The 26,404-nt window shown below is 42.8% G+C and carries 27 protein-coding genes; 18 read left to right on the forward strand and 9 right to left on the reverse strand.

The window, feature by feature from the left end:
• Window positions 1-119 precede the first annotated feature (119 nt).
• The 4 genes from cidR to AMR95_RS12755 all read left to right on the forward strand — a co-directional run bounded on the left by cidR (window position 120) and on the right by AMR95_RS12755 (window position 3,012).
• Window positions 120-1,007, forward strand: a complete 888-nt coding sequence (cidR, locus tag AMR95_RS12740) for a cidABC operon transcriptional activator CidR (RefSeq protein WP_039182411.1) — start codon at window positions 120-122, stop codon at window positions 1,005-1,007.
• 17 nt (window positions 1,008-1,024) lie between these two features.
• On the forward strand, window positions 1,025-1,849 hold the full coding sequence (gene thiM, locus AMR95_RS12745; RefSeq protein ID WP_058838472.1) for a hydroxyethylthiazole kinase: 825 nt from the start codon (window positions 1,025-1,027) through the stop codon (window positions 1,847-1,849).
• Window positions 1,836-2,504, forward strand: coding sequence for a thiamine phosphate synthase (gene thiE / locus AMR95_RS12750; protein ID WP_058838473.1), 669 nt, complete (start codon window positions 1,836-1,838; stop codon window positions 2,502-2,504). The genes thiM and thiE overlap by 14 nt, the downstream gene beginning before the upstream one ends.
• A 133-nt stretch (window positions 2,505-2,637) precedes the next feature.
• Window positions 2,638-3,012, forward strand: a complete 375-nt coding sequence (locus AMR95_RS12755) for a nuclear transport factor 2 family protein (RefSeq protein ID WP_039182402.1) — start codon at window positions 2,638-2,640, stop codon at window positions 3,010-3,012.
• 25 nt (window positions 3,013-3,037) lie between these two features.
• Here the strand turns inward: AMR95_RS12755 and AMR95_RS12760 are convergent, their stop codons facing one another.
• The 6 genes from AMR95_RS12760 to AMR95_RS12785 form a co-directional block, all read right to left on the reverse strand.
• On the reverse strand, window positions 3,038-3,376 hold the full coding sequence (locus tag AMR95_RS12760; protein ID WP_058838474.1) for a DUF4288 domain-containing protein: 339 nt from the start codon (window positions 3,374-3,376) through the stop codon (window positions 3,038-3,040).
• Window positions 3,377-3,696: 320 nt separating this feature from the next.
• Window positions 3,697-5,238 carry a solute symporter family protein gene (locus AMR95_RS12765; RefSeq protein ID WP_024423846.1) on the reverse strand — a complete coding sequence of 514 codons (1,542 nt, stop codon included), beginning with the start codon at window positions 5,236-5,238 and terminating at the stop codon, window positions 3,697-3,699.
• Entirely contained in the window at window positions 5,235-5,549 is a 315-nt protein-coding gene (locus tag AMR95_RS12770; protein ID WP_024423845.1) for a DUF485 domain-containing protein, read from the reverse strand. The genes AMR95_RS12765 and AMR95_RS12770 overlap by 4 nt, the downstream gene beginning before the upstream one ends.
• Before the next feature lie 107 nt (window positions 5,550-5,656).
• Window positions 5,657-6,325 carry a glycosyltransferase family protein gene (locus tag AMR95_RS12775; protein WP_058838475.1) on the reverse strand — a complete coding sequence of 223 codons (669 nt, stop codon included), beginning with the start codon at window positions 6,323-6,325 and terminating at the stop codon, window positions 5,657-5,659.
• Window positions 6,318-7,007 (reverse strand): class I SAM-dependent methyltransferase, encoded by a 690-nt coding sequence (locus AMR95_RS12780; protein WP_058838476.1) that lies wholly within the window; start codon window positions 7,005-7,007, stop codon window positions 6,318-6,320. The genes AMR95_RS12775 and AMR95_RS12780 overlap by 8 nt, the downstream gene beginning before the upstream one ends.
• Before the next feature lie 300 nt (window positions 7,008-7,307).
• The gene (locus AMR95_RS12785) at window positions 7,308-7,448 is read right to left on the reverse strand and encodes an anti-repressor SinI family protein (RefSeq protein ID WP_008345506.1); all 141 of its coding nucleotides are present in this window, start codon (window positions 7,446-7,448) and stop codon (window positions 7,308-7,310) included.
• Between the two features lie 407 nt (window positions 7,449-7,855).
• Between AMR95_RS12785 and AMR95_RS12790 the strand changes: the two genes are divergently transcribed.
• A complete protein-coding gene (locus tag AMR95_RS12790) occupies window positions 7,856-8,287 on the forward strand; it encodes a GtrA family protein (RefSeq protein WP_039182392.1) in 432 nt (143 codons plus the stop codon).
• Window positions 8,288-8,314: 27 nt separating this feature from the next.
• Complete coding sequence (locus AMR95_RS12795) at window positions 8,315-8,572, forward strand: hypothetical protein (RefSeq protein ID WP_039182389.1); 258 nt, start codon at window positions 8,315-8,317, stop codon at window positions 8,570-8,572.
• 34 nt (window positions 8,573-8,606) lie between these two features.
• On the opposite strand, the gene AMR95_RS12800 is transcribed toward AMR95_RS12795, so the two are convergent.
• Entirely contained in the window at window positions 8,607-9,452 is an 846-nt protein-coding gene (locus AMR95_RS12800; protein ID WP_039182386.1) for an AraC family transcriptional regulator, read from the reverse strand.
• A gap of 181 nt (window positions 9,453-9,633) precedes the next feature.
• On the opposite strand from AMR95_RS12800, the gene AMR95_RS12805 reads away from it, so the two are divergent.
• From AMR95_RS12805 to qoxD, 8 genes are all read left to right on the forward strand, one after another.
• Entirely contained in the window at window positions 9,634-10,815 is a 1,182-nt protein-coding gene (locus AMR95_RS12805) for a galactokinase (protein WP_058838599.1), read from the forward strand.
• On the forward strand, window positions 10,815-11,807 hold the full coding sequence (gene galE, locus AMR95_RS12810) for a UDP-glucose 4-epimerase GalE (protein ID WP_058838477.1): 993 nt from the start codon (window positions 10,815-10,817) through the stop codon (window positions 11,805-11,807). The genes AMR95_RS12805 and galE overlap by 1 nt, the downstream gene beginning before the upstream one ends.
• A gap of 35 nt (window positions 11,808-11,842) precedes the next feature.
• A complete protein-coding gene (gene galT, locus AMR95_RS12815; RefSeq protein ID WP_058838478.1) occupies window positions 11,843-13,354 on the forward strand; it encodes a UDP-glucose--hexose-1-phosphate uridylyltransferase in 1,512 nt (503 codons plus the stop codon).
• 12 nt (window positions 13,355-13,366) lie between these two features.
• The gene (locus AMR95_RS12820) at window positions 13,367-14,449 is read left to right on the forward strand and encodes a M24 family metallopeptidase (RefSeq protein WP_058838479.1); all 1,083 of its coding nucleotides are present in this window, start codon (window positions 13,367-13,369) and stop codon (window positions 14,447-14,449) included.
• Window positions 14,450-14,966: 517 nt separating this feature from the next.
• On the forward strand, window positions 14,967-15,923 hold the full coding sequence (gene qoxA, locus AMR95_RS12825) for a cytochrome aa3 quinol oxidase subunit II (RefSeq protein WP_099663814.1): 957 nt from the start codon (window positions 14,967-14,969) through the stop codon (window positions 15,921-15,923).
• Window positions 15,924-15,950: 27 nt separating this feature from the next.
• Window positions 15,951-17,909, forward strand: a complete 1,959-nt coding sequence (qoxB, locus tag AMR95_RS12830) for a cytochrome aa3 quinol oxidase subunit I (RefSeq protein ID WP_007497822.1) — start codon at window positions 15,951-15,953, stop codon at window positions 17,907-17,909.
• Window positions 17,909-18,526 carry a cytochrome aa3 quinol oxidase subunit III gene (gene qoxC, locus AMR95_RS12835; protein ID WP_039182371.1) on the forward strand — a complete coding sequence of 206 codons (618 nt, stop codon included), beginning with the start codon at window positions 17,909-17,911 and terminating at the stop codon, window positions 18,524-18,526. Before qoxB ends, qoxC begins: the two co-directional genes overlap by 1 nt.
• Window position 18,527: 1 nt before the next feature.
• The gene (gene qoxD / locus AMR95_RS12840) at window positions 18,528-18,908 is read left to right on the forward strand and encodes a cytochrome aa3 quinol oxidase subunit IV (protein ID WP_007497818.1); all 381 of its coding nucleotides are present in this window, start codon (window positions 18,528-18,530) and stop codon (window positions 18,906-18,908) included.
• A 77-nt stretch (window positions 18,909-18,985) separates the two neighbouring features.
• Here qoxD and AMR95_RS12845 read toward each other — a convergent pair whose 3' ends face one another.
• Complete coding sequence (locus tag AMR95_RS12845) at window positions 18,986-19,249, reverse strand: spore morphogenesis/germination protein YwcE (protein WP_008345491.1); 264 nt, start codon at window positions 19,247-19,249, stop codon at window positions 18,986-18,988.
• A gap of 475 nt (window positions 19,250-19,724) precedes the next feature.
• On the opposite strand from AMR95_RS12845, the gene AMR95_RS12850 reads away from it, so the two are divergent.
• The 3 genes from AMR95_RS12850 (at window position 19,725) to AMR95_RS12860 (ending at window position 22,854) form a co-directional block, all read left to right on the forward strand.
• Window positions 19,725-20,936, forward strand: coding sequence for an FtsW/RodA/SpoVE family cell cycle protein (locus AMR95_RS12850; RefSeq protein WP_058838480.1), 1,212 nt, complete (start codon window positions 19,725-19,727; stop codon window positions 20,934-20,936).
• Between the two features lie 111 nt (window positions 20,937-21,047).
• On the forward strand, window positions 21,048-21,797 hold the full coding sequence (gene nfsA / locus AMR95_RS12855) for an oxygen-insensitive NADPH nitroreductase (RefSeq protein WP_058838481.1): 750 nt from the start codon (window positions 21,048-21,050) through the stop codon (window positions 21,795-21,797).
• Window positions 21,798-21,849: 52 nt separating this feature from the next.
• A complete protein-coding gene (locus AMR95_RS12860) occupies window positions 21,850-22,854 on the forward strand; it encodes an LLM class flavin-dependent oxidoreductase (RefSeq protein ID WP_058838482.1) in 1,005 nt (334 codons plus the stop codon).
• A gap of 320 nt (window positions 22,855-23,174) precedes the next feature.
• Here the strand turns inward: AMR95_RS12860 and AMR95_RS12865 are convergent, their stop codons facing one another.
• The gene (locus tag AMR95_RS12865) at window positions 23,175-25,601 is read right to left on the reverse strand and encodes a S8 family peptidase (protein ID WP_058838483.1); all 2,427 of its coding nucleotides are present in this window, start codon (window positions 25,599-25,601) and stop codon (window positions 23,175-23,177) included.
• Window positions 25,602-26,101: 500 nt separating this feature from the next.
• On the opposite strand from AMR95_RS12865, the gene AMR95_RS12870 reads away from it, so the two are divergent.
• On the forward strand, window positions 26,102-26,380 hold the full coding sequence (locus tag AMR95_RS12870) for a hypothetical protein (RefSeq protein ID WP_058838484.1): 279 nt from the start codon (window positions 26,102-26,104) through the stop codon (window positions 26,378-26,380).
• The last annotated feature ends 24 nt before the right edge of the window (window positions 26,381-26,404 follow it).

The following is a 26,404-nucleotide window of genomic DNA, read 5'->3' on the forward strand; positions in this document are numbered from 1 at the left end:
AAAACATGACAACGTTCCAATTGATGAGCTTACTTTAAAGTGTACAGCACGTTTAGTTATAGGTAAAATACATATATCGAATAGTAATTATTCCTTTTGTCTATAGGAGGATGAAGCATGTGGACATTAGACATTTAACATATTTCTTAGAAGTGGCAAGGTTAAAGAGCTTCACGAAAGCATCGCAGTCCCTTTACGTATCACAGCCGACCATTTCCAAGATGGTCAAAAACCTGGAGGATGAGCTGGGGGTGCAGTTGTTTTACCGAAATGGACGGCAGGTTGAAATGACAGATGCCGGCCAAACCATGTATACACAGGCGAGTGAAATCACGCAGTCATTTCAGAATTTAACGAGCGAATTAAATGATTTAATGAATGTGAAAAAAGGGCATATCCGAATCGGACTGCCCCCGATGATTGGGTCAAGTTTCTTCCCGAATGTCATGGGAGAATTCCGCCAGCAATATCCAGATGTCACATTTCAATTGGTCGAGCACGGCTCCATTAAAGTAGAGGAAGGGGTCGAGGATGGGTCGTTAGATATTGGTGTCATTGTTCTGCCTGCAAATGATAAAATTTTTCATACGTACACCATTATTAAAGAGAACATGAAGCTCGTGACGCATCCATCCCATCCGATGGCCGGTCGTGAGGAGGTACATTTAGCTGATTTAAGGGAAGAGTCGTTTATTTTCTTTAGAGAAGATTTTGTTCTGCACAGCCGGATTTTAAATGAATGCATGAATGCGGGATTCCGGCCAAATGTCATTTATGAAACGTCTCAGTGGGATTTCATTAGTGAAATGGTAGCTGAAAACTTAGGGATTGGACTTCTGCCAGAACGAATCTGCCGTGATCTTGATCCTGAAAAGGTAAAGGTCATTTCCCTAAACCCATCGATCCCGTGGCATTTAGGTGTCATTTGGCGAAAAGACCGTTATTTGTCGTTTGCGGCAAGAGAATGGTTAAAGCATACGAAATCTTACGTGTGGGATGCAGAGTAAAAGGGAGGATGATACAGATGAAAACAAGCCGCGCGTCTCATTTATTGGAGAAGGTTCGAGAGGAAAATCCACTCGTTCATAATATCACGAATCAAGTCGTGACGAATTTCACAGCGAATGGACTGCTTGCTTTAGGTGCTTCGCCAGTCATGGCAAACGCCAAAGAAGAAGTGGCTGAAATGGCACAATTAGCGGATGCACTTGTGCTTAATATTGGCACACTGACCAATGAGACGGTGGAAGCCATGATTCTCGCTGGACAAGCCGCCAATGAAAAAGGTGTACCTGTTTTGTTAGATCCTGTCGGCGTCGGTGCGACAACGTTTCGAGCGAATGCGGCTAAACAGCTGTTAGAGAAAGTAAAAATGACCGTTGTCCGGGGGAATGCTGCTGAGGTGGCTCATTTACTTGGAGTGGATGGCTGGGAGTCAAAAGGCGTTGATGCGAAAGCGGCGAATGGAGATGTATCGGCATTAGCCAAACAAGCGTCCATTGTACTTCAGACAATAGTGGTGATCACAGGAAAAGTCGATGTGGTGTCAGATGGAAATGAGGTGCTGTCCATTCATAATGGACATGAATGGCTCACCAAGGTGACAGGAACCGGCTGTTTGCTGACATCTATCATTGGAGCATTTTGTGCAGCAGGTGAAAGGCCGCTTCATGCGTCGGCCGCTGCATTGCTGTTTTATGGTGTGGCAGCTGAAAAGGCAGCTCTGCAAACAAAGGATAAAGGACCGGGGACCTTTCAAATGGAATTGTTAAACGCACTATCACACACAACCGGCGATGATGTGCTGACATTAGGGAAATTAGGGGGAGTTTCACATGACAAAGGCTGATCAAGAGCAAATCAAACAGCAATTATCGGTTTATTTTATTATGGGAACAGCAAATTCAACGAGACAGCCGCTTGATGTTGTGAACGAGGCCATTCAAGGCGGAATCACCATGTTTCAATTTCGTGAAAAGGGTGAAAACGCCTTGCAGGCTGAAGAGAAGAAACAATTGGCTCGTCAAATTCAAGCGCTTTGCCAAGAAGCAAATGTTCCTTTTATTGTGAATGATGATGTACAGCTAGCGATTGATCTTGATGCAGATGGCGTTCATGTTGGACAGGAAGACGCAAACGCACAAGACGTCAGACAAAGGATCGGGAATAAAATATTAGGCGTGTCGACGCATAACCTAGATGAAGTGAAACAAGCCATGAAAGACGGAGCAGATTATGTCGGGATGGGCCCAGTCTATCCAACGGAAACGAAAAAGGATACACGCAGTGTCCAGGGGGTGTCTTTGATTACTGAAGTCCGCCGTCATGGCCTTCAAATTCCGATTGTGGGTATCGGAGGGATCACATACGACAACGCTGCACCAGTCATACAAGCTGGAGCAGATGGTGTAAGCATCATTAGTGCTATTAGCCAGAGCGCCGATCCAAAAAAAGCAGCAGAAAAGCTGAAATCACTTGTTGAAGCAGAAAAAGCATCTCTTTGATCTGAGGGAGACATGGATTTAATCAATTCATGTCTTTTCTTATGTCGGGGAAAATAGACAGGCGAGAAACAATTGTGTACAATTATATAGTTCGAATGTTTTCGAAATGACAGGTAAATAAAGGAGAATGAACATGGAAGTGCTCGATACGTATTTTCGCCGATACGATGAAGCAGGAAAAGGGCAGGAGCAACTGGATGAATTGCTGGCATTGTTTTCTGACGATGTCATGATTGTCTTAAATGGCGCCCGGAGGCCTGGAATCCAAGCATTCACACAATTTTTGAACACATTTTTCCACGTACATGATGACATTAAGCATATGTGGGATGGATGGATTAAAAGAGAAGATGGAAAGTATGAAACAAACTGGGCCGTGTGCGGAAAGCTTTCAGATGGCCGTGTCTATACAGCAGAAGGAATTGATATCGCAGAGCTGGACGACCATGGGAAGATCGTTTATTTAGAAAACGTTCCGAAAAACCCAGAGTTATTCCAGCGCTATTAAAAAGCCGGCTGAGCAGCCGGCTTTTTTATTTGTCTAAAGAATAGGCTTCGATGGCTTCTTGAACAGAAGTTTCTTCATCAAAAATAAGGTGGCGGCTGTACACTTCACTCAAGTGTAGTGATTTTTGCTCTAAGTGATCGACAAGCTCAAAAATATCTAGAATGGCTGCTAATTTTATGTTAGTTTGGCCACCTTCTGCATTATCATAGGTTTCCTCTGGGAAGCCTTGTTTGACTATTTCCTTCACTTGCAGTTGGTTCTTAGCTTTTACCAAGACGATTCGTTCTTCAAAGATTTTATCGGGAATACTGCTTGGTGATGAGATGGATTCGAATAATAATTTTGCAGAATAAATCCTTTGCATACGTCATCCCACTTCTTTCGTGTCGATTTAAATAATTTCCAGTATGTGTATAACATGATAACATAGGAATGACATCTTGCAGGGAATTCATAACGATAAATAGATTCATTACGAGGAGGGATAGAGATGAAGAATGTGGTTGATAACAGAGGGGAAGTTCATGAAATTCTGTTAACCCTCATTACATGCTGCTCTCTCATCACGTTTAGAAGGGTTGCCAGATTAGAGAAGTATAAAAATAAGTTGAAAAGCCAATTTATACCTTACTGAGATTTGAACAGAAGAACACAAAAAAAGCCGGCTGAGCAGCCGGCTTTTCCTTATGAATCAGTATCCATATGCATGCCTGTATGTGCCTTTACTTGAATTTCCGTAAAGGTGTCTTCATCTGCTTTTTCAGACGAGAATATCGTGCCTAAGTATGCGGCAAGGAATCCGAGTGGAATCGAGATAATCCCAGGGTTCGACAGCGGGATGAGCGGCTCTCCTGTGAAGATGGCTGCTCCTGATGGGTCCCAGACGCTTGGGCTGAGCGAGACGATAATCAGTGCGCTCAGAAGGCCTGTTAAGCTTCCGGCGATGGCACCCGTAGAGTTAAATCGTTTCCAAAAAACAGTGAAGATAATCAAAGGTAAATTCGCACTCGCTGCGACTGCGAAGGCAAGAGACACAAGAAAAGCGACGTTTAAGGACTGGGCAAATAATGCAAGAATGATGGAGAGGATCGCCACGCCGATTGAAGCAAAGCGTGCTGCCTTCACCTGCTCCCGCTCACTCGCTTTTCCTTTGCGGATAATCTGACTATAAAAGTCATGGGCAAAAGCTGACGCGGCGGATAAAACAAGACCAGTCACCACTGCCAATATGGTCGCAAAGGCGATAGCGGAAACAAAGGCAAATAATAAATCTCCTCCAAGGGCTTGTGCCAGAAGAGGTGCGGCCATATTTCCGGCTGCATCTGCTGCTGTTATCGCTTCTGTTCCAACAAAGGCAGCAGCACCAAAGCCAAGGAAAACCGTCATTAAATAAAAAATCCCGATGATCCAAGTAGCAGAAAGAACCGATTTTCGCGCAGAAATCGCATCCTTTACTGTATAAAAACGAATCAAAATGTGCGGCAGACCTGCTGTCCCAAGCACTAAGGCGAGGTTAAGAGACAAGGTTTCTAAAGGCACATCATATTTATTTCCCGGGTGAAGAAACGATTCACCAAGCGGGGTTGCAGTTTTCATCTGTTCAAACATCTTTAGCAGACTAAAATCAAACTTTGCAAACACAAGCAGAGAAATAATGAGCGTCCCAAGCATGAGAAGCACAGCCTTGGTGATCTGTACCCAGCTGGTCGCAATCATGCCGCCAAACACGACATAAATGGTCATCAGGACACCCACGATCAGCACTGCGATCCAGTAATCAATGCCAAGAAGCAGCTTGATTAACGCACCTGCTCCAACAAGCTGTGCAATCATATAAAAAGTAGAGACTGTAATGGTATTAAAGGCGGCAACCCCTCGAATGGCAGGGCGCTTAAATCGTGCAGCGATCATGTCTGCCATCGTATATTTCCCTAGATTTCGTAGCGGTTCAGCCACAACGTAAAGAACGACAAGATACGCTACTAGAAAACCAATGCTATAGAAAAAGCCGTCAAATCCGTTTAACGCGATCATTCCAGCAATCCCTAAAAAGGATGCAGCAGACATATAGTCGCCAGCAATGGCAAGGCCGTTTTGAAACCCGGTCAAACCTCCGCCTGCTGTGTAAAAATCACTCGCATTGCTTGTTTTTTTCGCAGCAAAATATGTGATGACCAATGTGAGACCTACGATCGCTACGAACAAAATAAACGCGGTCATGCTCATTCGTCATCACCTCTTGATTCAGTTTTTAAAGCGCTTACATAATTGTCGAACTTAGCTGCTTTTTTTGCATAAAGTCCACATAAAACCCAGGTCATGACAAATTGTGTGAGGGCGAATAACCAAGCCCATGAGATCGCGCCAATTGCTGGCGTGTTCAAAAAGGTGAAGTAGGATGTAGCGACCGGAAGTGAAAAGTAAAAGAGAAAAAAGAAAATCGTCATCGGTACGATAAATCTGCGTTTTTCCTCAAGAAGTTTTCGAAAATCCTCTGAAGCGGCAACCTTCTTATAATGAACTTTTTTGTCTGCCATTGTTTCCTCCTTTGTACGAATTAGGGACAAGGTACTCCAATGCATATGAGACGATCTGGCTGTTTATGACAGTATATCATAAAAAAGGCACCCGAAAAGGGTGCTTTCTATCGATAATTTGCAAGAAATTGTTCTCTCGCTTTTTCATATGCTTCTGCGTCAAAATGATCTCCGCATTTATGAATACACCAAGGCTCTTCTTGTTTTGCAATTCCAACTTCATAGCCCTGCTGAGTGAATTCGAAGGACTGCGAGACATCATAAAAATGAAAGCCGTCAAAGAGGTCCTCACGCCATCTTACATCGTATTGTGTTGCCATGAATAGACCATCAATAGCCGAAGCTTTGATATAATCTTGCACTTCGGGCTGCTGACGGCCTTTTTCAAACGAAAGCAGCTGATAGGTGTCGTGGCGATATTCAATGACTTTTCCCCTGCAATCAGCACTCTCCCACCAAATTCCATTGTCAGGCACGCTTTCTGCTCCAATCACGCCAATCATGCCAAGTGATGGATTTTGTAAAAAAAGGGGGATGAGCTCAAGCAGCATATGCTGTTTGACAATCAAGGTATCCTGATGAAGGTAAATTTTAAACTGAGCTGGATGAGTGATGGCTTCATTGTAGGCAGAGGTCATACTTGATGCCTGTCTGATTGGTAAGACCTCCACATGGTATCCATGAGGAGCCGGAAGCGAAGCGAGCTGCCGGAAGCAAGCCTGAAACATCGATTCATCATTTACACATAAAACAAACAGGATGGTCGGATTACTCATGAAATGGAACCGCCTCGACCACATATTGATAGGCTGTAGCGGCCTCGTGAAAATCAGAACGAATGCCGTGTTTCATGAGTAATTCATGTAGGTCATTCAACACGCCTGCATAGGAAGGATGCTGTACGCGAATAGCCTCGAATTCGCGAATGCGAAAACCCGCTGAATGAAAGAGTGCATGTATTTCGTGAAGCGTGAAGAAGCGTAAATGGGTTTGATCCATTAACCCTGCATCTGTATAAGTAAATCTGCCTGCTAGTAATTCTAAAACCGTTGAAATGTGGCCGATATTTGGAATAGATGACAAGATGGCACCCTCTTTTTTAAGGAAGGGTTTCACCTTTTTTAAAACGGCCCAAGGGTCCAATAAGTGCTCGAGGACATCTCCGAAAATAATGCAGTCAAATTGTTCATGTTCATAAGGGAGAGCCATCTGTTCAATATTTCCGCAGAGAACATGATCCAGCTCTTGCTCAGCCTCTTTTGCTGCGTCCTCAAATGACTCAATGCCATAGATGGTTCGGCCCTTTTGTTTCAGGACTTTTCCAAGCTTGCCTGTGCCGCATCCGATATCCAATAAAGACGTCCATTCCGCGCGAATACGACTGACGATGACCGGGTTTACCCCATGATAATACTGATCCTTTTTTTGGTGATAATACGAAAGGGAATCTGAACTCACGCTCTACCCACCTTTCTGCTTTCTCGTTGTTTTCATGGTTAATATATGGGTGGGCAGCTTGGTTTTATAACGAGAGAAGGACAATTTTCATGAATGCAACTAAAAAGGGATCATATAGAGAACGGGAAGTGGACTGTCCTCCTAATATAGAAAGACAGAACCCCATTGAGTGAAGGGATTGGTATGGAGAGGTGTTCAATTATTGTAGCGTATCGTCATGAAAGGATTTTCAAAAGGTCAATTGACAGGTCAGAACTTTTAGCCAAAGCAGTCTGAAAGACAAAGGATAACGGCGTTGATTTACGGTTTGTTTATCATCTTCTGATCACCGTTGGATGTTAAAAAAGCTTGTATTTCTTCGATGCCTAGTCCAATTTTTTTCGCTTCCTGAATCAAATAAACCCACTCTTCGTCAACTCTTCTTTTCACTTGCGTATCCATAATATCCTCCAGTTCAATAAGACATATTCACTGCAACCAATGACTTGAACAAACCGTCTAGTAACTGTACGTGTGGTTGAAAACAGCACAAAATAAATTTTGTCGAAAAATGATGACATTTAACCTATTTTGTAAAATCTATCACCTACCACGTCCCTAAAAAAATGACTAAAAAACCCATAAATATTGAAATCTTACTTCTAATAATAAACAATTGTTATGTCAGTTGAAAGATTATAAATTAAAATAATGAAAAAGACCTAAAACATTTGACTCATATAAACCAATTGTATTGACATTTGCCATCGAGTAGAACAAATTTCATCTTTGCAGGACGTACATATTGTTCGTTTGGGAAGTTCTTCTTAAGATGGTATTCTAAAAGAAACAGAAACCACCAAGAAGGAATGAAGAAAGACATGTATAGCCTTTTTCAAAAGTATCGAGAAGTTGTCATGTATCTTGTGATGGGTGTGTGTACAACCATTGTCAATATCGTCAGCTTCTATTTATTCGTTGAGATGTTTTCCATGGATTACAAAACAGCTACGGTTGTTTCATGGGTATTTGCTGTTCTCTTTGCTTATATCACCAATAAGAAGTATGTCTTCAAGCAAAAGGCTCGTGACACAAAAAGCCTCATGCGTGAGCTTTCTTCATTTTTTAGTGTTCGTCTCATGTCTCTAGGTGTAGATCTGGGGCTGATGATTTTATTTGTGAGCCAAATGGCGCTCAATGAAACCGTCGCAAAAATTCTCGTCAACTTTGTGATTGTGGTGGTCAATTATGTCGCCAGTAAATGGTTCGTCTTCAAGAAAACAAAAGAAGATGCGATTTAACACATAAAAAAAGATAGGTGATGTGAAATGAGCAGCAGGTCAGACGACTTATATGATGCCATATATCAACAAACAGAAAAGCAGCATGAACAAGTGCTGAGGCTAGTCAAAGAAATGACCGCACATCCTGAAGCGTTTTCGGAACAAGAAAAGGAAAAGATCAACCGAATGGACATTGCGCTTCAAACGGCAACGGACATTTTAGAAAACTTAATGACCCCTGATACGCAAATGACCATTGTTTTAAGACAAGGGAGAATTCATGTTGACCTGTCAAAAGCGTAAAAGAAGCAGCCAATGATAAAGCGGCTGCTTTTTATTATGCATCGCTTGTTTCCCGCATTTGCTTTGGAGACATGCCAATTTTCTTTCGAAAGACTTTATTCAAGTAATTCGCATTTCGGTAGCCGCACTGTATGGCAATTTCTTCAATCGAGTATTTCGTTGTTTTTAGTAATGTTTCCGCCTTCTCTAACCGGATATTGGTTAAGTAGTGAATAGGTGTGAAGCCAGTGGCCTTTTTGAATTCCCTCGTAAAATGACTTTTGGATAAACGTGCCGCAGCTGCCATATCGTCTGGGCCAATTTCCTCGTGAAAATGATGGCTGGCAAACAAGGCCGCTTGAACGATGGGCTCAGGCCATTTCTCCATTTGTCCCTCAAGCTTTGGCAAATATGAATACAGTTCCATGACAAATTGATAAGCAAGGCTAGACCCCTCAAATGGATTGGTAATCCGTCTTTCACTGGCTTCATCATAAATTTTCTTCAGCAGGCGGATCGGTTTGGAATTAGGATGAAAACGCATGACCTGCTTTCCTTGATCTATAAATTGGTCAAAGCAAAGATCGCAGGCGTCCCCATAAAGCGTCAAATAGAGAAATTCCCAATGCTCACTGTCTTCTGGAAAATAATATTGATAGGCACTTGGGCTTTTCACAAGAAAGGCCTGCCCTGGCAAGACTTTGAACCGCTTCTGTCCGATTTCAATCATGCCGTGTCCAGACAGTGTGAGCTGAAAGATGCACTTGCCCTGATCCTTCCGCTCCACGCCATTCCAGCTGTATAACGAAGATGATTGAACCTCCCAGCCAACAGACCATATTTGTGCCGGCAATGTAACATCAGAATGGTGAAAACGAAATGCAAATGCTTCCTTCTTCAAATTGGAAAACCTCCTTCACAGCAAAAAACAACCTTTTTCTATTTTGAATCATGGTACACCTCATATCACATCGTACCATTCACAGCAAAAAAAGGGTATTTTTTAACGATTTTTTTACCATTGAACTTACGCAGTTCAGGCAACTAAAATAAGAGTATCAGAAGAGAAAAGGGGAATGGATATGATCGATATGTTACGCACGGCATTTCACCAGCAATTTGGGGATAGAGAAGAAGAACTTCGCTATTTTTTTGCCCCGGGAAGAGTGAACCTGATTGGTGAACATACAGATTACAATGGAGGTCATGTATTCCCTTGTGCGCTCACTCTCGGTACATATGCAGCATGTGCCAAGCGGTCAGATGGCCGCGTGAGAATGTATTCCTTGAACTTTGATGGCGATGGTGTGAAAGAATTCGACCTTTTTGAAATCGCTTACTTGGAGTCAGACGGCTGGGCAAATTATCCGAAGGGCGTGTTCCATCAGTTTATCGAAGCAGGAATGAAGATAGAAGAAGGCTTTGACATAGTATACGGCGGCAATATTCCCAATGGTGCAGGCTTGTCTTCCTCTGCCTCCATCGAGCTTGTCACCGCTGTCTTTATCAATGAATGGCATTCATTCGGCGTTTCAAATGCCCGTCTTGCCCTCCTTTCGCAGCGTGCAGAAAATGAATTTATTGGCGTCAATTGCGGCATTATGGATCAGTTTTCAATCGCTCTTGGAAAAGAAGATCACGCCATCTTGCTCAATTGCGATACCCTTGATTTTGAATACAGTCCGTTTCGGCAAGAGGGGCTGGCGCTTGTCATTGCCAATACAAACAAAAAGCGGACACTGGCAGACTCCAAATACAATGAACGCCGGTCAGAGTGTCAATCAGCCTTAAACGATTTGCGAAAAGAAATCGATCTTGTCCACTTATGTGAGCTCACGGCTGATGAATTTGCCGAGCATGCCCACTTGATTCAGGATGAAACATGCCGCAAACGTGCAAGGCACGTGGTGACAGAAAACGACCGAACCATAAAAGCAGTCAAATTTCTGAAAGATGATAAAATGGAAGAAATAGGTGCGCTTATGAAGGCATCTCATCTCTCTTTAAAGAATGATTATGAAGTGACTGGATTTGAACTGGATACTCTGGCAGAAGCCGCTTGGCTCCATCCTGGAACGATTGGCTCCCGTATGACGGGCGCGGGTTTTGGCGGTTGCACGATCAGTATTGTGAAAGAGGAGCAGCTGGCATCATTTATAGAAGAAACGGGTGCGATTTATCAAGAGAAGACAGGTATTGAAGCCTCTTTTTACACAGCTGGAATTGGAGGCGGCGCAAGAGAACTCACGAAGGAGGAAGTGTAATGACGATTTTAGTGTGCGGGGGAGCAGGGTACATTGGCAGTCATGCTGTAGCGGCTCTTTTAGCGAAAGGTGAACAAGTAGTAGTAGTAGATAATTTGCAGACAGGCCACAAAGAAGCTGTTTTGGAGGGAGCTGTTTTAGAAGAGGGAGATTTACGAGATCAAGATTTTTTAAGACAGGTTTTCAAAACGCATCAAATAGAAGCGGTTATGCACTTTGCCGCAGATTCACTTGTAGGTGAGAGTGTAACAAACCCGCTAAAGTACTATGACAACAACGTTGGGGGAGCAACAGCTTTACTTCAGGTGATGAATGAATTTGATGTGAAACACATCGTTTTCTCTTCAACCGCAGCTGCGTATGGTGAACCAAAGCGTGTGCCGATCGTTGAAACGGATGAGACGAACCCAACCAATCCTTATGGAGAAACAAAACTTGCGATTGAAAAAATGCTGAAGTGGTCTGAGCAGGCATATGGAATGAAATACGTCGTGCTTCGCTACTTTAATGTAGCTGGTGCTCATACAGAAGGACTTGTCGGAGAGGATCATCAGCCTGAGACACACCTCATTCCGATCATTCTGCAAGTGGCTTTAGGAAAACGAGATCAGATCATGATTTACGGTGATGATTATGAGACAGAGGACGGCACGTGTATTAGAGATTACATTCATGTCATGGATTTAGTAGAGGCGCACATCTTAGCAGTTGATCGTCTGCGTGCTGGAAAAGGAAGTGCAACATATAACTTAGGGAATGGCACAGGTTTCTCCGTGAAGCAGGTAGTAGATGCTGTAAGAAACGTCACGGGGCATGCGATTCCAGCACAGGTGGCTAACAGACGCGCGGGAGATCCAGCAAAGCTGATTGCTTCTTCTGAAAAAGCGCTGCAAGAATTAGGGTGGACACCTCAATATGCTGACCTTCACACCATTATTCAAAGTGCGTGGGATTGGTTTCAGAAGCATCCAGACGGTTACCAGAGTAAATAACGCGTAACAGGCAGGCAAGAGAGGGGACAGAGAGAATGGCGGTAGATATTTTTGAAAAACTGGAACAGCTGATTCAATACGGAGTTAATCAAGAGCTGATTACACCACTAGATATCGATTATACGAGAAATCGGCTGCTTGAGGTGCTTGGGCTGGATGAAGCTGAGGCAAGAACAGTCTCAGGGGATGCGGAACTTGAAGACATCTTAATGCCAATACTGGATTGGGCAGTAGAGACTGGCAATATCCCTGAGGGGACGGATACGTATCGCGATTTACTAGATGCGAAAATCATGGGATGCTTGGTGGCGCCTCCAAGTGTCATCTACGCGAAGTTTGAAGAGAAACGCCAGCATGAAGGGCCAGAGGCGGCTACAAGCTGGTTCTATGAAATGCAGCAGCACGCACACTATATTCATACTGGCAGAATCGCCAAAAATGTGCAGTGGTTTACACCAACAGATGATGGCGAGCTGGAGATCACAATTAATCTATCGAAGCCGGAAAAGGACCCAAAAGCAATCGCTGAAGCCAAAAAACTTAGTCAAAAGCAATATCCTCTTTGTCTGCTTTGTAAAGAAAACGTTGGGTTTGGGGGACGGATCAACCATCCAGCGAGACAGAATCACCGGATTATTCCTGTGACACTCACAGATGAATCTTGGTTTCTACAATTTTCACCTTATGTGTACTACAACGAGCACTGCATTGTGTTCAAAGGCGAACATGAGCCGATGAGTATCACCAAAAAGACCTTTGAACGATTGCTTTCTTTCATATATATATACCCGCATTATTTCATCGGATCGAACGCTGACCTTCCGATTGTCGGGGGCAGTATATTAAGTCATGACCATTTTCAGGGCGGTGCGCATGAATTTCCGATGGCGAAAGCGAAGCTTGAAGATGTTTTTACTCTGAGTGCCTTTCCGAATGTGAGGGCCGGGATTGTGAAATGGCCGATGTCTGTGATCCGCCTTCGAAGCAGCGATAGGCAGACGCTTGCAGACGCCGCTGACTTTATCTTAAACGAGTGGAAAATGTATTCAGATGAAGAAGTGGAGCTGCTAGCTCATACAGGAGAGACGCCGCATAATACCATTACACCAATTGCACGCCGACATGGAGATGACTATGAATTAGATCTAGTGCTGCGTAATAATCGTACAAACAAGCAGCACCCGGACGGAATTTTCCATCCGCACGAAGAAGTCCATCATATTAAAAAAGAGAATATCGGATTAATTGAAGTGATGGGTCTTGCAGTTCTTCCTGGTAGATTAGCAGAGGAATTAAGCCAATTAAAAGAAGCGCTGTTATCCCCAAACCCCCTTGAAGAAATCAAAGCCCGTCCTACTATCACGAAACACGAAGCATGGGCAAAGCGTCTGCTTGAAGAGAACACCTTTACAGAGGAGAATACAGAAGCCATTTTACAAAAAGAAGTCGGCATCATTTTTTCTCGAATTCTCTCACAGGCGGGTGTGTTTAAAAGAACCAAGCAAGGGAAAACAGCTTTTAAACGTTTCATTCATACACTCATATAGGCAGGTGATTAGATGATTGAACAAGTAAGAACAATAATGGAAGAAAAACAGCTCGACGGTGTCTTAATTCAAAAGCGAAATAACTTCTCCTGGCTGACAGGAGGAAGAAGAAATCATATCGTGTTAAATACACCAGAGGGCGTGTGCAAGCTGCTTGTGTTAAAAGACGACATCGTCCTCATTGTGAATCAAATGGAAGAAAAGCGGATCATTGAAGAAGAGATGGCGTATATCGATCACCCATTTCAAGTGGTGACGATGGATTGGTTTGAGGATGATACGGCACACATTCAAACACTCACAAAAGACAAACGAATCGGATCAGACATTCAAATGGATGGATTCGAATCGGTTGAGCCGGATTTGTCGCAAGTTCGATCCATTCTTTCTGCATCACAGCTCCGCCAGTATGAAACGCTTTGTCATGAAACAGCGGTCATTGTAGAGAGTGTCTGTAAAGAAATCGTTCCAGGACAGACGGAGTACGAAATCGCTTCGCTTGCGGCTCAAAAAGCGATCGCGCAGGGAATGACGATTGAAGTGCTGCTTGTAGCAACAGATGACCGGATTCATCAATACCGTCATCCAATTCCAACAGACAAAAAACTTCAAAAGCATGCGCTTGTTGTCCTTTGCGCTGAACGGCATGGACTCGTGGCCAATGTCACAAGGTCTGTTTACTTCGGTCAGCTTCCACAGGAGCTTGAAGAGAACAAAGAGCGGCTGGCACGAATTGACACGGTCATGAATGCCGCTACGCGCCCCGGTAAGACTTTGGGAGACGTGATGAAAGCAGGTATCGCTCAGTATGAAAAAGAAGGCTTCCCTGATAGCTGGAAAAAGCTTCATCAAGGAGGAAAAACGGGCTTTGTATCTAGAGAAATTATAGCAGTTCCTTCATCTAAGGAAGAAATTCAGCTGCAGCAAGTGTTTACATGGAACCCTTCATTGCCTGGATTGAAATCAGAGGATACGATGGTCGTAGAGAAAGAGGGGAACCGCTTTTTAACCTATACAGGCAAGTGGACATACATTGACGTTGAACATGAAGGGGACATCTATAGGCGCCCTGATATTTTAGTAAGAGATGAATAATTGCAGAATGCCGGCGCTAAGCCGGTTTTTTGCTGGAAGTCATTAAGTGGGATTCCACATATTCAACATGATTACCAATTCTTACAGCGTATAGTCAGAGGATCGATACTTTCTTTTCTTATCAACTTGCGTTAAAATAAGTAAGGTTTTTGTTAAATGTGGGGATACCTATTTTGAAATTGTTTACCTAGATAAAATTTCATTAAGTTAAATTGAAATTTGACCAAACTTTTTTATTGTGGTAAACCTAAATTTGACAAAGTTCTTGATTGTTTGTCCTTTGCCTTCAACTCTCAACTTTTCAAAATCCTAGAAATTTATTGTGTGTGCAATAATATAAATTTATGTCGAATTTATGACATTTTAAAAGAAATCTGTTGAAAAATAAATGAACTTTTGAAAAAAGGGAAGCTAACTCTAACAGATTTTGATAGCATTACAAAGGGAAGAAAAGTTTTCGAAGGCAGATGGCTTTTCACAATTATTCAGCAATTTATACATTATCTAAGGAAGGATGGTGATCTTCTTGTTCAGAGCCATTAAACCTATGCTTTTATTAGCGATGCTCGTGAGTGTTTTTGTATTAGGAGGTTGCAGCAATATCGCTGTTTTAGATCCTAAAGGACCAGTCGCAGCACAACAAAAAGACTTAATCCTTTTATCCATCGGATTTATGCTCTTTATCGTTGGTGCGGTATTTGTAATGTTTACTATCATTTTGGTTAAATACCGTGAGCGTAAGGACGTTGGAAACGCCTCTTATAACCCAGAACTACACGGGAACACGCTTCTAGAAGTTGTCTGGACAGTGATCCCAATATTAATCGTTGCTGCCCTTTCAGTTCCAACTGTAAAAACAATTTACTCTTTGGAAGAGGCACCTCAAGCAACAAGCCATAAAGATCCTCTTGTCGTTTATGCGACAGCTGTTGATTGGAAATGGATCTTTAGCTATCCAGAGGAAAATATTGAGACAGTGAACTACTTAAACATTCCAAAAGATCAGCCGGTTTTATTCAAAATCACTTCCGCTGATACAATGGCATCACTATGGATTCCTCAGCTAGGCGGGGAGAAGTATGCGATGGCTGGAATGGAGATGGAACAATACCTTCAAGCTGATCAAGTTGGCACATATCAAGGAAGAAATGCCAACTTCACAGGCGAGGGCTTTGCTCAGCAAAAATTCAAAGTCAATGCGATGACGCAGTCTGACTATGATAAATGGGTAAATAAAACAAAGAAAGAAGCACCGAAGTTAACGAAGAAAACGTATGACTACTTGATGCTTCCTGATGCTGCAGATGTGCAGACATTCTCATCAACACATTTATCCTTTGCGAAGCACGGAGAGGATTCTGAATATGCACTCCAAGCACGCAAACGTTTAGGTTACCAAGCAGTTTCTCCGCATTCCAAGACAGATCCTTTCGAGAATGTGAAGAACTATAAAAGAAAATTAGAAACAGAATAAACTGACTAAGGAAAGGAGGAGGCCGTTATGCATTTAAAATGGGATGAGTTTTTTGTAACTGGAGACCCATTAATTCTTGGTGCGCAAATTTCTATCGCTCTTACCTCCATTGCCATCGTGTTTGTTTTAACCTACTTTAAAAAGTGGAAATGGCTCTGGAAAGAATGGCTGACATCAGTTGATCATAAAAAGCTTGGTATCATGTATATCCTTGCTGCTGTGATTATGTTCTTCCGCGGTGGGGTAGACGGACTGATGATGCGCGCGCAGCTGGCGCTTCCTAATAATACGTTTTTAGATTCAAACCACTATAATGAAATCTTTACAACGCATGGTACGATCATGATTCTATTCATGGCGATGCCATTTTTAATTGGTTTAATCAACGTCGTTGTTCCTCTTCAAATTGGTGCACGTGACGTTGCATTCCCTTATTTGAACAACCTTAGCTTCTGGACATTCATGGTCGGAGCAATGCTGTTCAACATTTCCTTCGTTATTGGAGGATCACCAAGTGCAGGCTGGACGAGTTACATGCCGCTCGCCGGAAATGATTTCTCACCAGGACCTGGACAGAACTACTACTTGCTCGGGCTCCAAATTGCAGGTATTGGTACACTTATGACAGGTATTAACTTCATGGTGACCATCTTAAAAATGCGTACAAAAGGTATGACACTTATGCGTATGCCAATGTTTACATGGACAACATTGATTACGTCTGTCATCATCGTTTTTGCATTCCCTGTACTAACAGTTGCTTTAGCACTTATGACATTTGATCGTTTATTCGGTTCTGCATTCTTTACACTCGAAGCAGGCGGTATGCCGATGCTTTGGGCGAACCTATTCTGGATTTGGGGACATCCTGAGGTATATATTGTTATCCTGCCGGCTTTCGGTATTTTCTCAGAAATTTTTGCGACGTTCTCAAGAAAGCAGTTGTTTGGTTACAAAGCGATGGTTGTCTCGATTGTGGCAATCTCTGTTCTTAGTTTCCTTGTGTGGGTTCACCACTTCTTTACAATGGGGAACAGTGCAGCGGTTAACTCATTCTTCTCGATTACAACAATGGCGATTTCTGTACCAACAGGTGTGAAAATCTTTAACTGGCTCTTTACGATGTATCGAGGCCGTATCAGCTTTACATCACCAATGCTTTGGGCACTTGGTTTCATCCCGAACTTCGTAATCGGTGGTGTAACTGGGGTTATGCTTGCGATGGCAGCTGCGGATTACCAGTACCATAACACGTACTTCCTTGTATCCCACTTCCACTATGTATTAATCGCAGGTACTGTATTTGCTTGTTTTGCTGGTCTTGTTTTCTGGTATCCAAAAATGTTTGGTTACAAGTTAAACGAAAGAATCGGCAAATGGTTCTTCTGGGTATTCATGATCGGATTTAACATCTGTTTCTTCCCGCAGTACTTCTTAGGACTGCAAGGAATGCCAAGACGTATTTATACGTATGGACCAGAAGATGGCTGGACTGCACTAAACTTTATTTCAACAATTGGTGCATTTATGATGGGTATCGGATTCATCATCCTTTGCTACAACATTTACTACAGCTGGAGACACGCAAAACGTGAAGTGTCTGGAGACAGCTGGGGAGAAGGGCGTACACTTGACTGGGCGACATCTTCTGCAATTCCGCCGCATTATAACTTTGCAGCACTTCCAGAAGTGACAACACCAGATGCATTCCATCATTGGAAGCAAAACAATGTAGACGTTCATCCTGAAAAAGAATTTAAGAAAATTCACATGCCGCACAATTCAGGCAGACCGTTGATCATGTCTGCATTCTTTGGACTTGGTGCATTCGGTCTTGTATTTGAATGGTACTGGATTGGCGTTATTGGCTTAATCGGTGTATTCGCAACGATGATTTTACGTTCATTCGAATATGACGATGGCTACTATATTCCTGTTGAAGAAGTAATCGAAACAGAGAAAAAGAATAAGGAGGCGCAGAAGTAATGGGACATAATGATAGCAGCTATGCAAATGCACCGCTTGAATATCGCTCTGAAACCGGACGTTTAAACATCCTTGGTTTCTGGATATTCCTTGGCGCGGAAATCGTGTTATTCTCAACACTTTTTGCGACCTACTTTGTTCTACATGGCAGAACAGCTGGTGGCGTTTTACCAGCTGAGCTGTTTGATATGAAACTTGTATTGATCATGACATTCCTGCTATTGGTTAGTTCATTTACATGTGGGATTGCCGTTCATGAAATGCGCCGTGGAAGTACAAAAGGGGTTGTCATCTGGACGATTCTCACACTGCTTCTAGGTGCAGGCTTCGTTGGATTTGAGATTTTTGAGTTCTTCCATTATGTACATGAGGGTGCGAGCATCCATACAAGTGCGTACTGGTCTGCATTCTTTGTACTCTTAGGAACTCACGGACTACACGTATCGATCGGTATCTTCTGGATTACCGGAATCTTGTTCCAAATTAAAAAACGTGGATTAACTCCACAAACAGCAGCGAAGATTTTCATCTCAAGTCTATACTGGCATTTCCTTGATGTTGTATGGATTTTCATCTTCACAGCTGTTTACTTGATCGGATTAGGGGGGCTTTTGTGATATGGCTGGAAAAACACATTCCTCAGCAGAGCACGAACACTTCCCTTGGAAACACGTAGTTGGCTTCATTCTATCCATTGTGCTGACAATTTTAGCATTCTGGATTGCCATTGGAGCTGAAATTGGCAGTTCCGCAAAACTATGGATTATCTTTGGTTTTGCGTTCATTCAAGCATTCTTGCAGCTGTTCATGTTTATGCACATGACAGAGAGCGAGAACGGAACTGTTCAAGTCGGAAATACTTTGTTTGGTCTGTTCTGTGCGATTATCTTCGTTATCGGATCTGTTTGGATCTTTGCGGCTCACTACAGCCACGGAGAGAACAGTAAAGACGGTTATTCACCGTCTGCACCAAAGCAGTCTGAGCATTCAGAGAAATAATAAAAAAACCACTCATCTCTTAAAGGTGAGTGGTTTTTATCATAATGGTGATAACGCTTCCAATAGTTGGGCGATATCTATCTGCTGCTGAATCTTTTGCGAATGAATGGAAGTCCGTAGATGAGGAACGCTGCAATGTGAGCCAAAATCACGTTAATGGCAAAGAATGCGATCATGAAGGTATGTCCTGCTGGAGATAAACTGCTTGTCATGTAAAGACCGAAGAAAATCCACATAATCATAATGGGTGGAATAGATGCTAATGCAATCTTTCTGTTTTCCAGCCATAAAAACAGGGGTGTAGCCGTTGCAATACATAGGTACGCAAAGAACATATCCATCGTATCCAACTCCTTTGTAAGTTGATGTTCAAATCAAATGAGAGGTCAGGATGCAATTGTGTCTGTTTTTAGGAGATATTGTGAACATTTTGTTACAGGTATTATACCACAATTGACTTTGAAGTAAACGTAATAATTGGAAAATGGGCCTTATTCCATACAAAATGGTTTTATTCCTCATTCCTCAGTGCAGCTATCTCATCTGATGTTTACTTGTCATATCGCCACATAGGTCATTGAATTTTCCCCTTAAAATCTGTAAAATAAACTTTTTAAAGGACTTGAGATCGGTTGAATGAAAAGTGTATAGAGGAATTTTTTCCTATTGTTAGGATGAAAAGTATTTCATTTTTTGAAAATTGAATGGAACCTTTCGGATGTATCTTCCGTCATATTTAAGGTGAGTTGATTTTGTGAAAATTTCAATCTAATATAAATAAGGGCTTTTATGTTTTGTAATAAGGGTGGTTAGTTCATGAACAAGCAGAATACATCTCCTTACTATCAAGGAGATTTGATTTTTATATTTTTAGCCTTCTTTGCCATCAGTGTCATTGCGATTTATGCTGCGGGTCAATTTGGGCAGTATGGATCTAATGCATGGACGAGGCAGATCATATACTATATGGTCGGAGTTATATGTATTGTTGCTATTAATTATTTTGACTTAGAGCAATTAGAGAAACTGAGCTTATATATATTTATAGGCGGCATTATGCTGTTAATTCTTCTTAAAGTCGCTCCTGCACAAATCGGGGGTCATGATTTTGCTCCAATCAAAAATGGTGCAAAAAGCTGGTTTGTGTTGCCAGGAATAGGGACATTTCAGCCTTCAGAGTTCATGAAAATTGGTTTGATTATGATGCTCGCATCTGTCATTGGAAAGTCTACACCTAGAGGAAAGCGTACATTAGAGGATGATATTTTCCTTCTATTAAAAATTGCCGGGGTGGCGGCTGTACCAGTTGGACTGATCTTCTTGCAGGATGCAGGGACTGCGGCTGTTTGTATGTTTATTGTTGTGGTGATGGTATTTTTATCAGGGGTCAATTGGAAACTGATCTCTCTCATTGGCTCAGTGGTTGTACTTTTAGTTGCCTCTGTTTTAGCCGTGATTATCTTATTCCCTGATTTTGCGAAAACAATAGGCATTCAGCAGTACCAGATCAACCGGATTACCGCTTGGCTGCCTGATAGTTCTTCGACAGCCAACCAAGCACAGACGCAGGATGCATCTGGATCTGATAAATATCAAGTAGAGCAGGCGATTATGGCCATTGGTGCAGGGCAGATTTTTGGAAATGGTATTAAAAACTTAAAGGTCTATGTCCCAGAAGCACAAACGGATATGATTTTCTCCATTATAGGTGAAGCCTTTGGCTTTATCGGCTGTGCGTTTGTCGTGATCATGTACTTCTTCTTGATCTACCGGCTTGTCGTACTGATTGACCGAATACATCCTTATAGCCGATTTGCGTCATTCTTCTGCGTCGGATATACAGCCTTGATTGTGATCCATACGTTCCAGAACATTGGAATGAATATAGGCGTGATGCCTGTAACAGGGATTCCGCTCTTATTTATCAGCTTTGGAGGAAGCTCTGTCTTGTCCGTTCTCATTGGATTCGGGATCGCCTATAACGCAAGCGTTCAATTGACGAAATATCAAAGTTATTTATTTAAATAAAACGGGTAAGGGCAGTCTAAGTATAGGCTGTCTTTTTTTATTGCGAGTTTTAATTTTTGAAAAGCCCTATGTCTTTGTTTTATGATAGAAGAAGTCAAGGAGGTCTTCGAGTTGAACAAAACGATAGAAACCATATTAAATCATCGATCCATTCGTTCGTTTACAGACGAGCGTTTGACAGAAGAAGAGGTGCTGACACTGATCAAAAGTGCACAGGCTGCTTCAACATCAAGCTACGTACAGGCGTATAGTATTATTGGTGTAACAGATCAGGAGAAGAAGGCCAAGCTTGCTGAACTGGCTGGGAGTCAGCCTTACGTTGAGAAGAATGGGCATTTCTTTGTCTTCTGTGCAGACTTGAAACGCCATGATCATATTGCAAAAAAAGCAGGGAAGAATCATCAGGAGGCGCTTGAGAATACAGAAGCCTTTCTCATTAGCGTCATTGATGCGGCATTGGCTGCACAAAATGTCAGTGTTGCTGCAGAATCAATGGGACTTGGAATCTGCTATATTGGGGGACTGCGTAACCAGCTGAGAGAAGTCTCTGAAGTGCTTGAAACACCATCTTATGTGCTGCCGTTATTCGGTCTGGCTGTTGGCCATCCAGCTAATCAGTCGTCTCAAAAGGAACGGCTGCCAGTTGAACTCATATATCATGAAAATTCATATCAGCAAGATGAAGCGCATGTGGATCGTTATTTAAAAGAATACGACGATCGTATTTCCGCATATTATGAAGCAAGAACAAACGGCGAGAGAAAAGATACTTGGTCTGAGCAGATGCTGCGAGGCTTTAGCCAGCCAAAGCGTGCCTTCCTTGGAGAATTTGTGAAAGAGAAGGGCTTTAATCGAAAATAAATAAGACATCCCCTTTCGCTTGAGAGAGGGGGATTTCTGTAAGAGGTGCAGCATGATGAAATTAAGTATACTGGATCAATCTCCTTTGATAGGAGGTGCTACGCCTGCTGAGGCTTTGAAGCAGACGGTTGAACTGGCGAAGCAGGCGGAAAAGTGGGGTTATCACCGTTTTTGGGTATCAGAGCATCATTTTTCAAATCGGCTTGCAGGATCAAGTCCAGAGGTGCTTCTCGGCCATTTATCAGCCGTTACGTCGCATATACGCATTGGCTCGGGCGGCGTCATGCTTCCCCACTATAGCGCCTATAAAGTAGCAGAGAACTTCAGGGTTCTCGAAGCGCTGGCTCCTGGCAGAATTGATCTTGGGATTGGACGTGCCCCTGGTGGTATGCCCATTTCATCTATTGCCCTTCATCATGGGGAGCGAAAGCGTTTAGGTGATCAATATCCTGAGCAAGTAGAAGAGTTGAAGGTGTATTTACACGATCTAGCGGATGAATTTTACCCGCTGCCTCATTTGACTGCTTCTCCGAAGGTCGAGACCGCGCCAGAAGTTTGGATGCTCGGTTCCTCTGGAGGGAGTGCAAGGCTTGCGGCGAAAGCAGGTGCAGGCTACACGTTTGCTCTTTTTATTAATGGTGAAGGCGGAGAAGATTCTGTAGAGCAATATATCAATCGGTTTGAACCTTCAGTATTCGGTGATAAGCCGCGTGTCAGTCTGGCAGTCTTTGTTTTATGTGCTGAAACAGAGGAGCAGGCAGAAAAACTGGCTGTCAGCTTAGATTTATCTTTACTTGCCAATGAACAGGGGCTGAAGCTTGAGGGTTTTCCTTCATTTGAAGAGGCACAGGCGTATTCTTACAGTCCATATGAACAAAAACGAGTGGCTGCCAATCGTCAAAGGATGGTTGTTGGAACACCAGCATCTGTGAAAAAGCAGCTGACCACTCTCGCCAAGGCTTATCGGACAGATGAATTGATTGCTGTGACCATCACACATCACATGCAAGACCGGCTCACATCGTATCGTTTATTAAAAGAAGCCTTTGATGCATAACGTATGTATATTTATCGTCCACGCAGCCAGTAAAAGGGGAAAAGCAGCATCAGAGTGAGGAAGAAGGCGGCTGACACCAGCAGGCTGAGCGGGTAGATACAGGAAGCATAAACAGTCAGCTCGCATGCTTGATGAAAAGGACGAGGCTGCTTCGTATGTAAAAAAGTTAGTAAATAAACCAAGGTGATCGTCAGAAAAAAAGCAGTAAAAAAAGAAAAGATCCATAGCCATATCAACATGAGTTTCTCTTTCCTCCATATATGATCGAAAAGCCTTGATGAGCTTATCCGCTCATACAAGGCTTTTCTTGTGATTCACATTTATTCAGGGTAAATTTCGAAAGGTTCCTTCGTTTGTACGGTATCTGATTTTCCTTTCAAACTTGCATACGCAAGCATTGTATACTCACCAGCTTCAAGCTTCTGGCCTTGATTGATCGTACCATTCCATTTTACGCGATGCTCTCCTTTATCAACATGTTGATAAACACCAGCTTCACCTAAATACTCTCCATCTGTCGAGTAGACAAGGAATGCAAGGTTCTCAGCACCGCCAGGCAGGTAGCTGCTGATGACATAGCTTCCAGCACGGTTGTCAGGCTCTACGGAAACAGAAGTGACGCGCGGATAATCTGGCTCTTTCACAATCAATAAAGTAGGGATTTCCGTGACCTTTCTGCCATTTTCGCGAATGGTTATGCTGCCTTGGTACGTCCCTTTTTTGGTTTTTCCGTAATTCACCTGCACTGCGGAAGTAAAGGATCCAGTGGAATTCCCTTTGACGGTGATTTTTTTCGTTCCGTTTGTACTAATGCCGCTGCCATTGAATTTGTAATCAATGGTATACGTTTTCGGTGCTTTTGAAAGGTTTTCTACCTTGAATTTCTTCGTTTTGATTTGAACGCCTTTTTCCTTTAAGAAAGTGCCGTAAGAATAGCTCGCATCAGAAACGATAGAAGACGCTTGAAGTGATTCCATGATTCGAACGCTGCCTGTTCCTTGTGTGTTATGAGGGAATGGGCTGCCATTTGCGTCAAACAGTTTTTCTGCTGTATTCATCAGTAATGCTTTGATTTGTCCAGTTGAGTACGATGGTTTTGCTTGTTTGATGATCGCTGCAACTCCTGCCACATGTGGAGATGCCATACTTGTTCCTTGCTTAGAACCGTATCCGTAAGGCTGAGAAGGATCATGCGTTGGGATCGTACTCACAATGCTGACGCCGGGTGCTGATAGATCAGGCTTAATCATCCACGTATCCACAACAGGTCCGCGGGACGAGAAGTCAGCGACTTGCTCACTAAGTTCTTTGACAAATTGAATGGAGAAAGCCGTTGTATTGTTTCCAGCCTCAATGGCTTTCACAAGCGCTGTTCCTTCAGCTTTTGACAGCTTAATTGTAGGAAGTGCGAGACCTGGTACATCGACTGGGATTTCTCCATCGGTATTGTTATACATCACAACGCCGATTGCACCAGCTGCTTTTGCATTGTCGACTTTATCCACAAAAGCAATGGCACCACGTTCAATCACGGCCACCTTTCCTTTAACATCGATGTCTTCAAAGGCCTTTTCGTCACCGATTCCAGCTTGGACGAGTGTGACTTGTTTTTGGTCAAGCGCTTTTAAATCACTCTCTTGGTAGTAGCCCATGACTTTTGCAGTGGAATAGTTCGGGAATTTCACATTGTAAAGGCTGTACGGAAGCTGAGTTGCTCCGACAGAAATGGCATCTCTTGATGTGCCAGGTGAACCGACTGTCCAGTTGTTCGGACCGCTGTTTCCATTGGATGTAACAGCGACAACGTCTTCAGACATGGCCCAATCGAGAGCGATGCTCGTTGCATAATCAGGGTTATTGACACTGTTTCCAAGAGAGAGGTTCATGACATCTGCTCCGTCAGTAACCGCCCGGTCGATGCCTGCAAGAACGTTCTCAGTTGTTCCAGATCCACCTGGTCCAAGTACACGGTATGCAAGAAGTGTGGCATCCTTTGCGACACCTTTAATTTGTCCATTTGCCGCGATCGTTCCTGCGACGTGTGTGCCGTGATCTGTGGATTCACCTCTAGGATCTCCTTTAGGTGTCTCTTGCGGAGAATAATCATTATCAACAAAATCATAGCCTTTGTATAAACCGAAGTTTCCTTTTAAATCAGGGTGGGTATAGTCTACTCCAGTATCAATGACTGCGACTTTGACCCCTTTTCCAGAATAGCCGGCATCCCATGCTTTTGGTGCACCGATAAATGGAGCGCTCTTATCCATAAGCGGGGAGACATCTTCGTTTGGAAGCTGGATGCTTTCCTTTTTCACTTCATCGGTTTTATATGTAACATCCGGATAAACAGCTTTTACTCCATCAACTGCGAGCAGCTTCGGGATTTCGTTTGCAGGAAGTTTCATAGAGAAACCAGAGAAGACTTTTTCATATTCTTGACGAACACTCGCTTTATCTACCTCTTTGAGTGCTGCGTTCTTTACTTTTGTTCGAGATTTTTTGAGGGAGGCTTTTGTTTGTGCTTCGCCGTCTTGCTTAGCTTCAACTAAGGATTTTTCCTTTAATTCAACAATGACAGTGGTTTGTTTTTTCGAGTTGACATTGATTTCACCGAAGATTTCTGCTTTTTCTAGTTCCACCTTTTTGTTAGATGGAGCAGCAGCAGCCTGTTGACCGGTAAAGAATGTGGATAAAATAAAAATAGTGGAGAACAATAGAACAGAAGAACGAGATATGACCTTTTTCATTAATTTTCCCCTTTCTAGCTGTGTTTTTAGGGAGATAGCCTTTCTTTTTGTGGATAAATAGGAAAGATTCACTGCCCGTTATTAAGTATTCAATATGTTGAAAACAATTCCTTTACTAAAATGGTCTTATTTTACATAGTTACAAAGAACTATTTTGTTTATAAAGTCGCACTTATTCACAAATGTCTGTTGATAACTCGATTATTAAGATACATATATGGAAAATAAAAAATTTACATACACAAAATCTAGTGAGAGGGTGTTGATATGTGGATAAACCCTGTTGATAAGGTGTGCTTATCTTTGGGATAGCGTGTGCATAAAATTTTCAATGAAACATCTAGGCACATGATGATCTTCTGCACTTTTCAACAAAACTTCTGAAAACTAGTTTGTTTTTTCACCCAGATTGTGACAAACCTCTCTTTTTTCTCGGGATATGATAGGAGCAGTTGTTTTGATAGAGTTGCTAGATTCTAAGAAAAGCGGAGGGATGTTCAGTGAAGAAATTAAAAAGCTGGTTGAGCGTATGGTTTGGTTTCATGATGAATGTGCTTGTGAACCCTAGTGTGATGATGAAGCAGCAAGGGTTTCAGGCGGCCGCGGCGGATGCCGGATTTTTTCAAGTAGTGAAAGAGAGAGAGCTGGAAAAGCTGGCAGAAGAACATAAGAAGAAACGCAGGACAGAGAAGCGGATGACTCAAAGTCTGATGATGCTTGAAGAGAAGACGATGCGAGAGGCGCGTGCTGGTCCGCTCTTACCTTTACAGAAAAAGTGAAACAGGGTAAAATCCCACATAAGA

It is taken from the genome of Bacillus sp. G1(2015b) (assembly GCF_001482475.1).
Lineage (GTDB): Bacteria > Bacillota > Bacilli > Bacillales > Bacillaceae > Bacillus > Bacillus safensis.

Excerpts from the sequence above, each read along its gene's own strand:
- thiM (WP_058838472.1), top strand. The coding sequence starts at position 1,025 with ATGAAAACAAGCCGCGCGTCTCATTTATTGGAGAAGGTTCGAGAGGAA.
- thiE (WP_058838473.1), top strand. The coding sequence starts at position 1,836 with ATGACAAAGGCTGATCAAGAGCAAATCAAACAGCAATTATCGGTTTAT.
- AMR95_RS12755 (WP_039182402.1), top strand. The coding sequence starts at position 2,638 with ATGGAAGTGCTCGATACGTATTTTCGCCGATACGATGAAGCAGGAAAA.
- AMR95_RS12760 (WP_058838474.1), bottom strand. The coding sequence starts at position 3,376 with ATGCAAAGGATTTATTCTGCAAAATTATTATTCGAATCCATCTCATCA.
- AMR95_RS12765 (WP_024423846.1), bottom strand. The coding sequence starts at position 5,238 with ATGAGCATGACCGCGTTTATTTTGTTCGTAGCGATCGTAGGTCTCACA.
- AMR95_RS12770 (WP_024423845.1), bottom strand. The coding sequence starts at position 5,549 with ATGGCAGACAAAAAAGTTCATTATAAGAAGGTTGCCGCTTCAGAGGAT.
- AMR95_RS12775 (WP_058838475.1), bottom strand. The coding sequence starts at position 6,325 with ATGAGTAATCCGACCATCCTGTTTGTTTTATGTGTAAATGATGAATCG.
- AMR95_RS12785 (WP_008345506.1), bottom strand. The coding sequence starts at position 7,448 with ATGGATACGCAAGTGAAAAGAAGAGTTGACGAAGAGTGGGTTTATTTG.
- AMR95_RS12790 (WP_039182392.1), top strand. The coding sequence starts at position 7,856 with ATGAAGAAAGACATGTATAGCCTTTTTCAAAAGTATCGAGAAGTTGTC.
- AMR95_RS12795 (WP_039182389.1), top strand. The coding sequence starts at position 8,315 with ATGAGCAGCAGGTCAGACGACTTATATGATGCCATATATCAACAAACA.
- AMR95_RS12805 (WP_058838599.1), top strand. The coding sequence starts at position 9,634 with ATGATCGATATGTTACGCACGGCATTTCACCAGCAATTTGGGGATAGA.
- galE (WP_058838477.1), top strand. The coding sequence starts at position 10,815 with ATGACGATTTTAGTGTGCGGGGGAGCAGGGTACATTGGCAGTCATGCT.
- galT (WP_058838478.1), top strand. The coding sequence starts at position 11,843 with ATGGCGGTAGATATTTTTGAAAAACTGGAACAGCTGATTCAATACGGA.
- AMR95_RS12820 (WP_058838479.1), top strand. The coding sequence starts at position 13,367 with ATGATTGAACAAGTAAGAACAATAATGGAAGAAAAACAGCTCGACGGT.
- qoxB (WP_007497822.1), top strand. The coding sequence starts at position 15,951 with ATGCATTTAAAATGGGATGAGTTTTTTGTAACTGGAGACCCATTAATT.
- qoxC (WP_039182371.1), top strand. The coding sequence starts at position 17,909 with ATGGGACATAATGATAGCAGCTATGCAAATGCACCGCTTGAATATCGC.
- qoxD (WP_007497818.1), top strand. The coding sequence starts at position 18,528 with ATGGCTGGAAAAACACATTCCTCAGCAGAGCACGAACACTTCCCTTGG.
- AMR95_RS12845 (WP_008345491.1), bottom strand. The coding sequence starts at position 19,249 with ATGGATATGTTCTTTGCGTACCTATGTATTGCAACGGCTACACCCCTG.
- AMR95_RS12850 (WP_058838480.1), top strand. The coding sequence starts at position 19,725 with ATGAACAAGCAGAATACATCTCCTTACTATCAAGGAGATTTGATTTTT.
- AMR95_RS12860 (WP_058838482.1), top strand. The coding sequence starts at position 21,850 with ATGATGAAATTAAGTATACTGGATCAATCTCCTTTGATAGGAGGTGCT.
- AMR95_RS12865 (WP_058838483.1), bottom strand. The coding sequence starts at position 25,601 with ATGAAAAAGGTCATATCTCGTTCTTCTGTTCTATTGTTCTCCACTATT.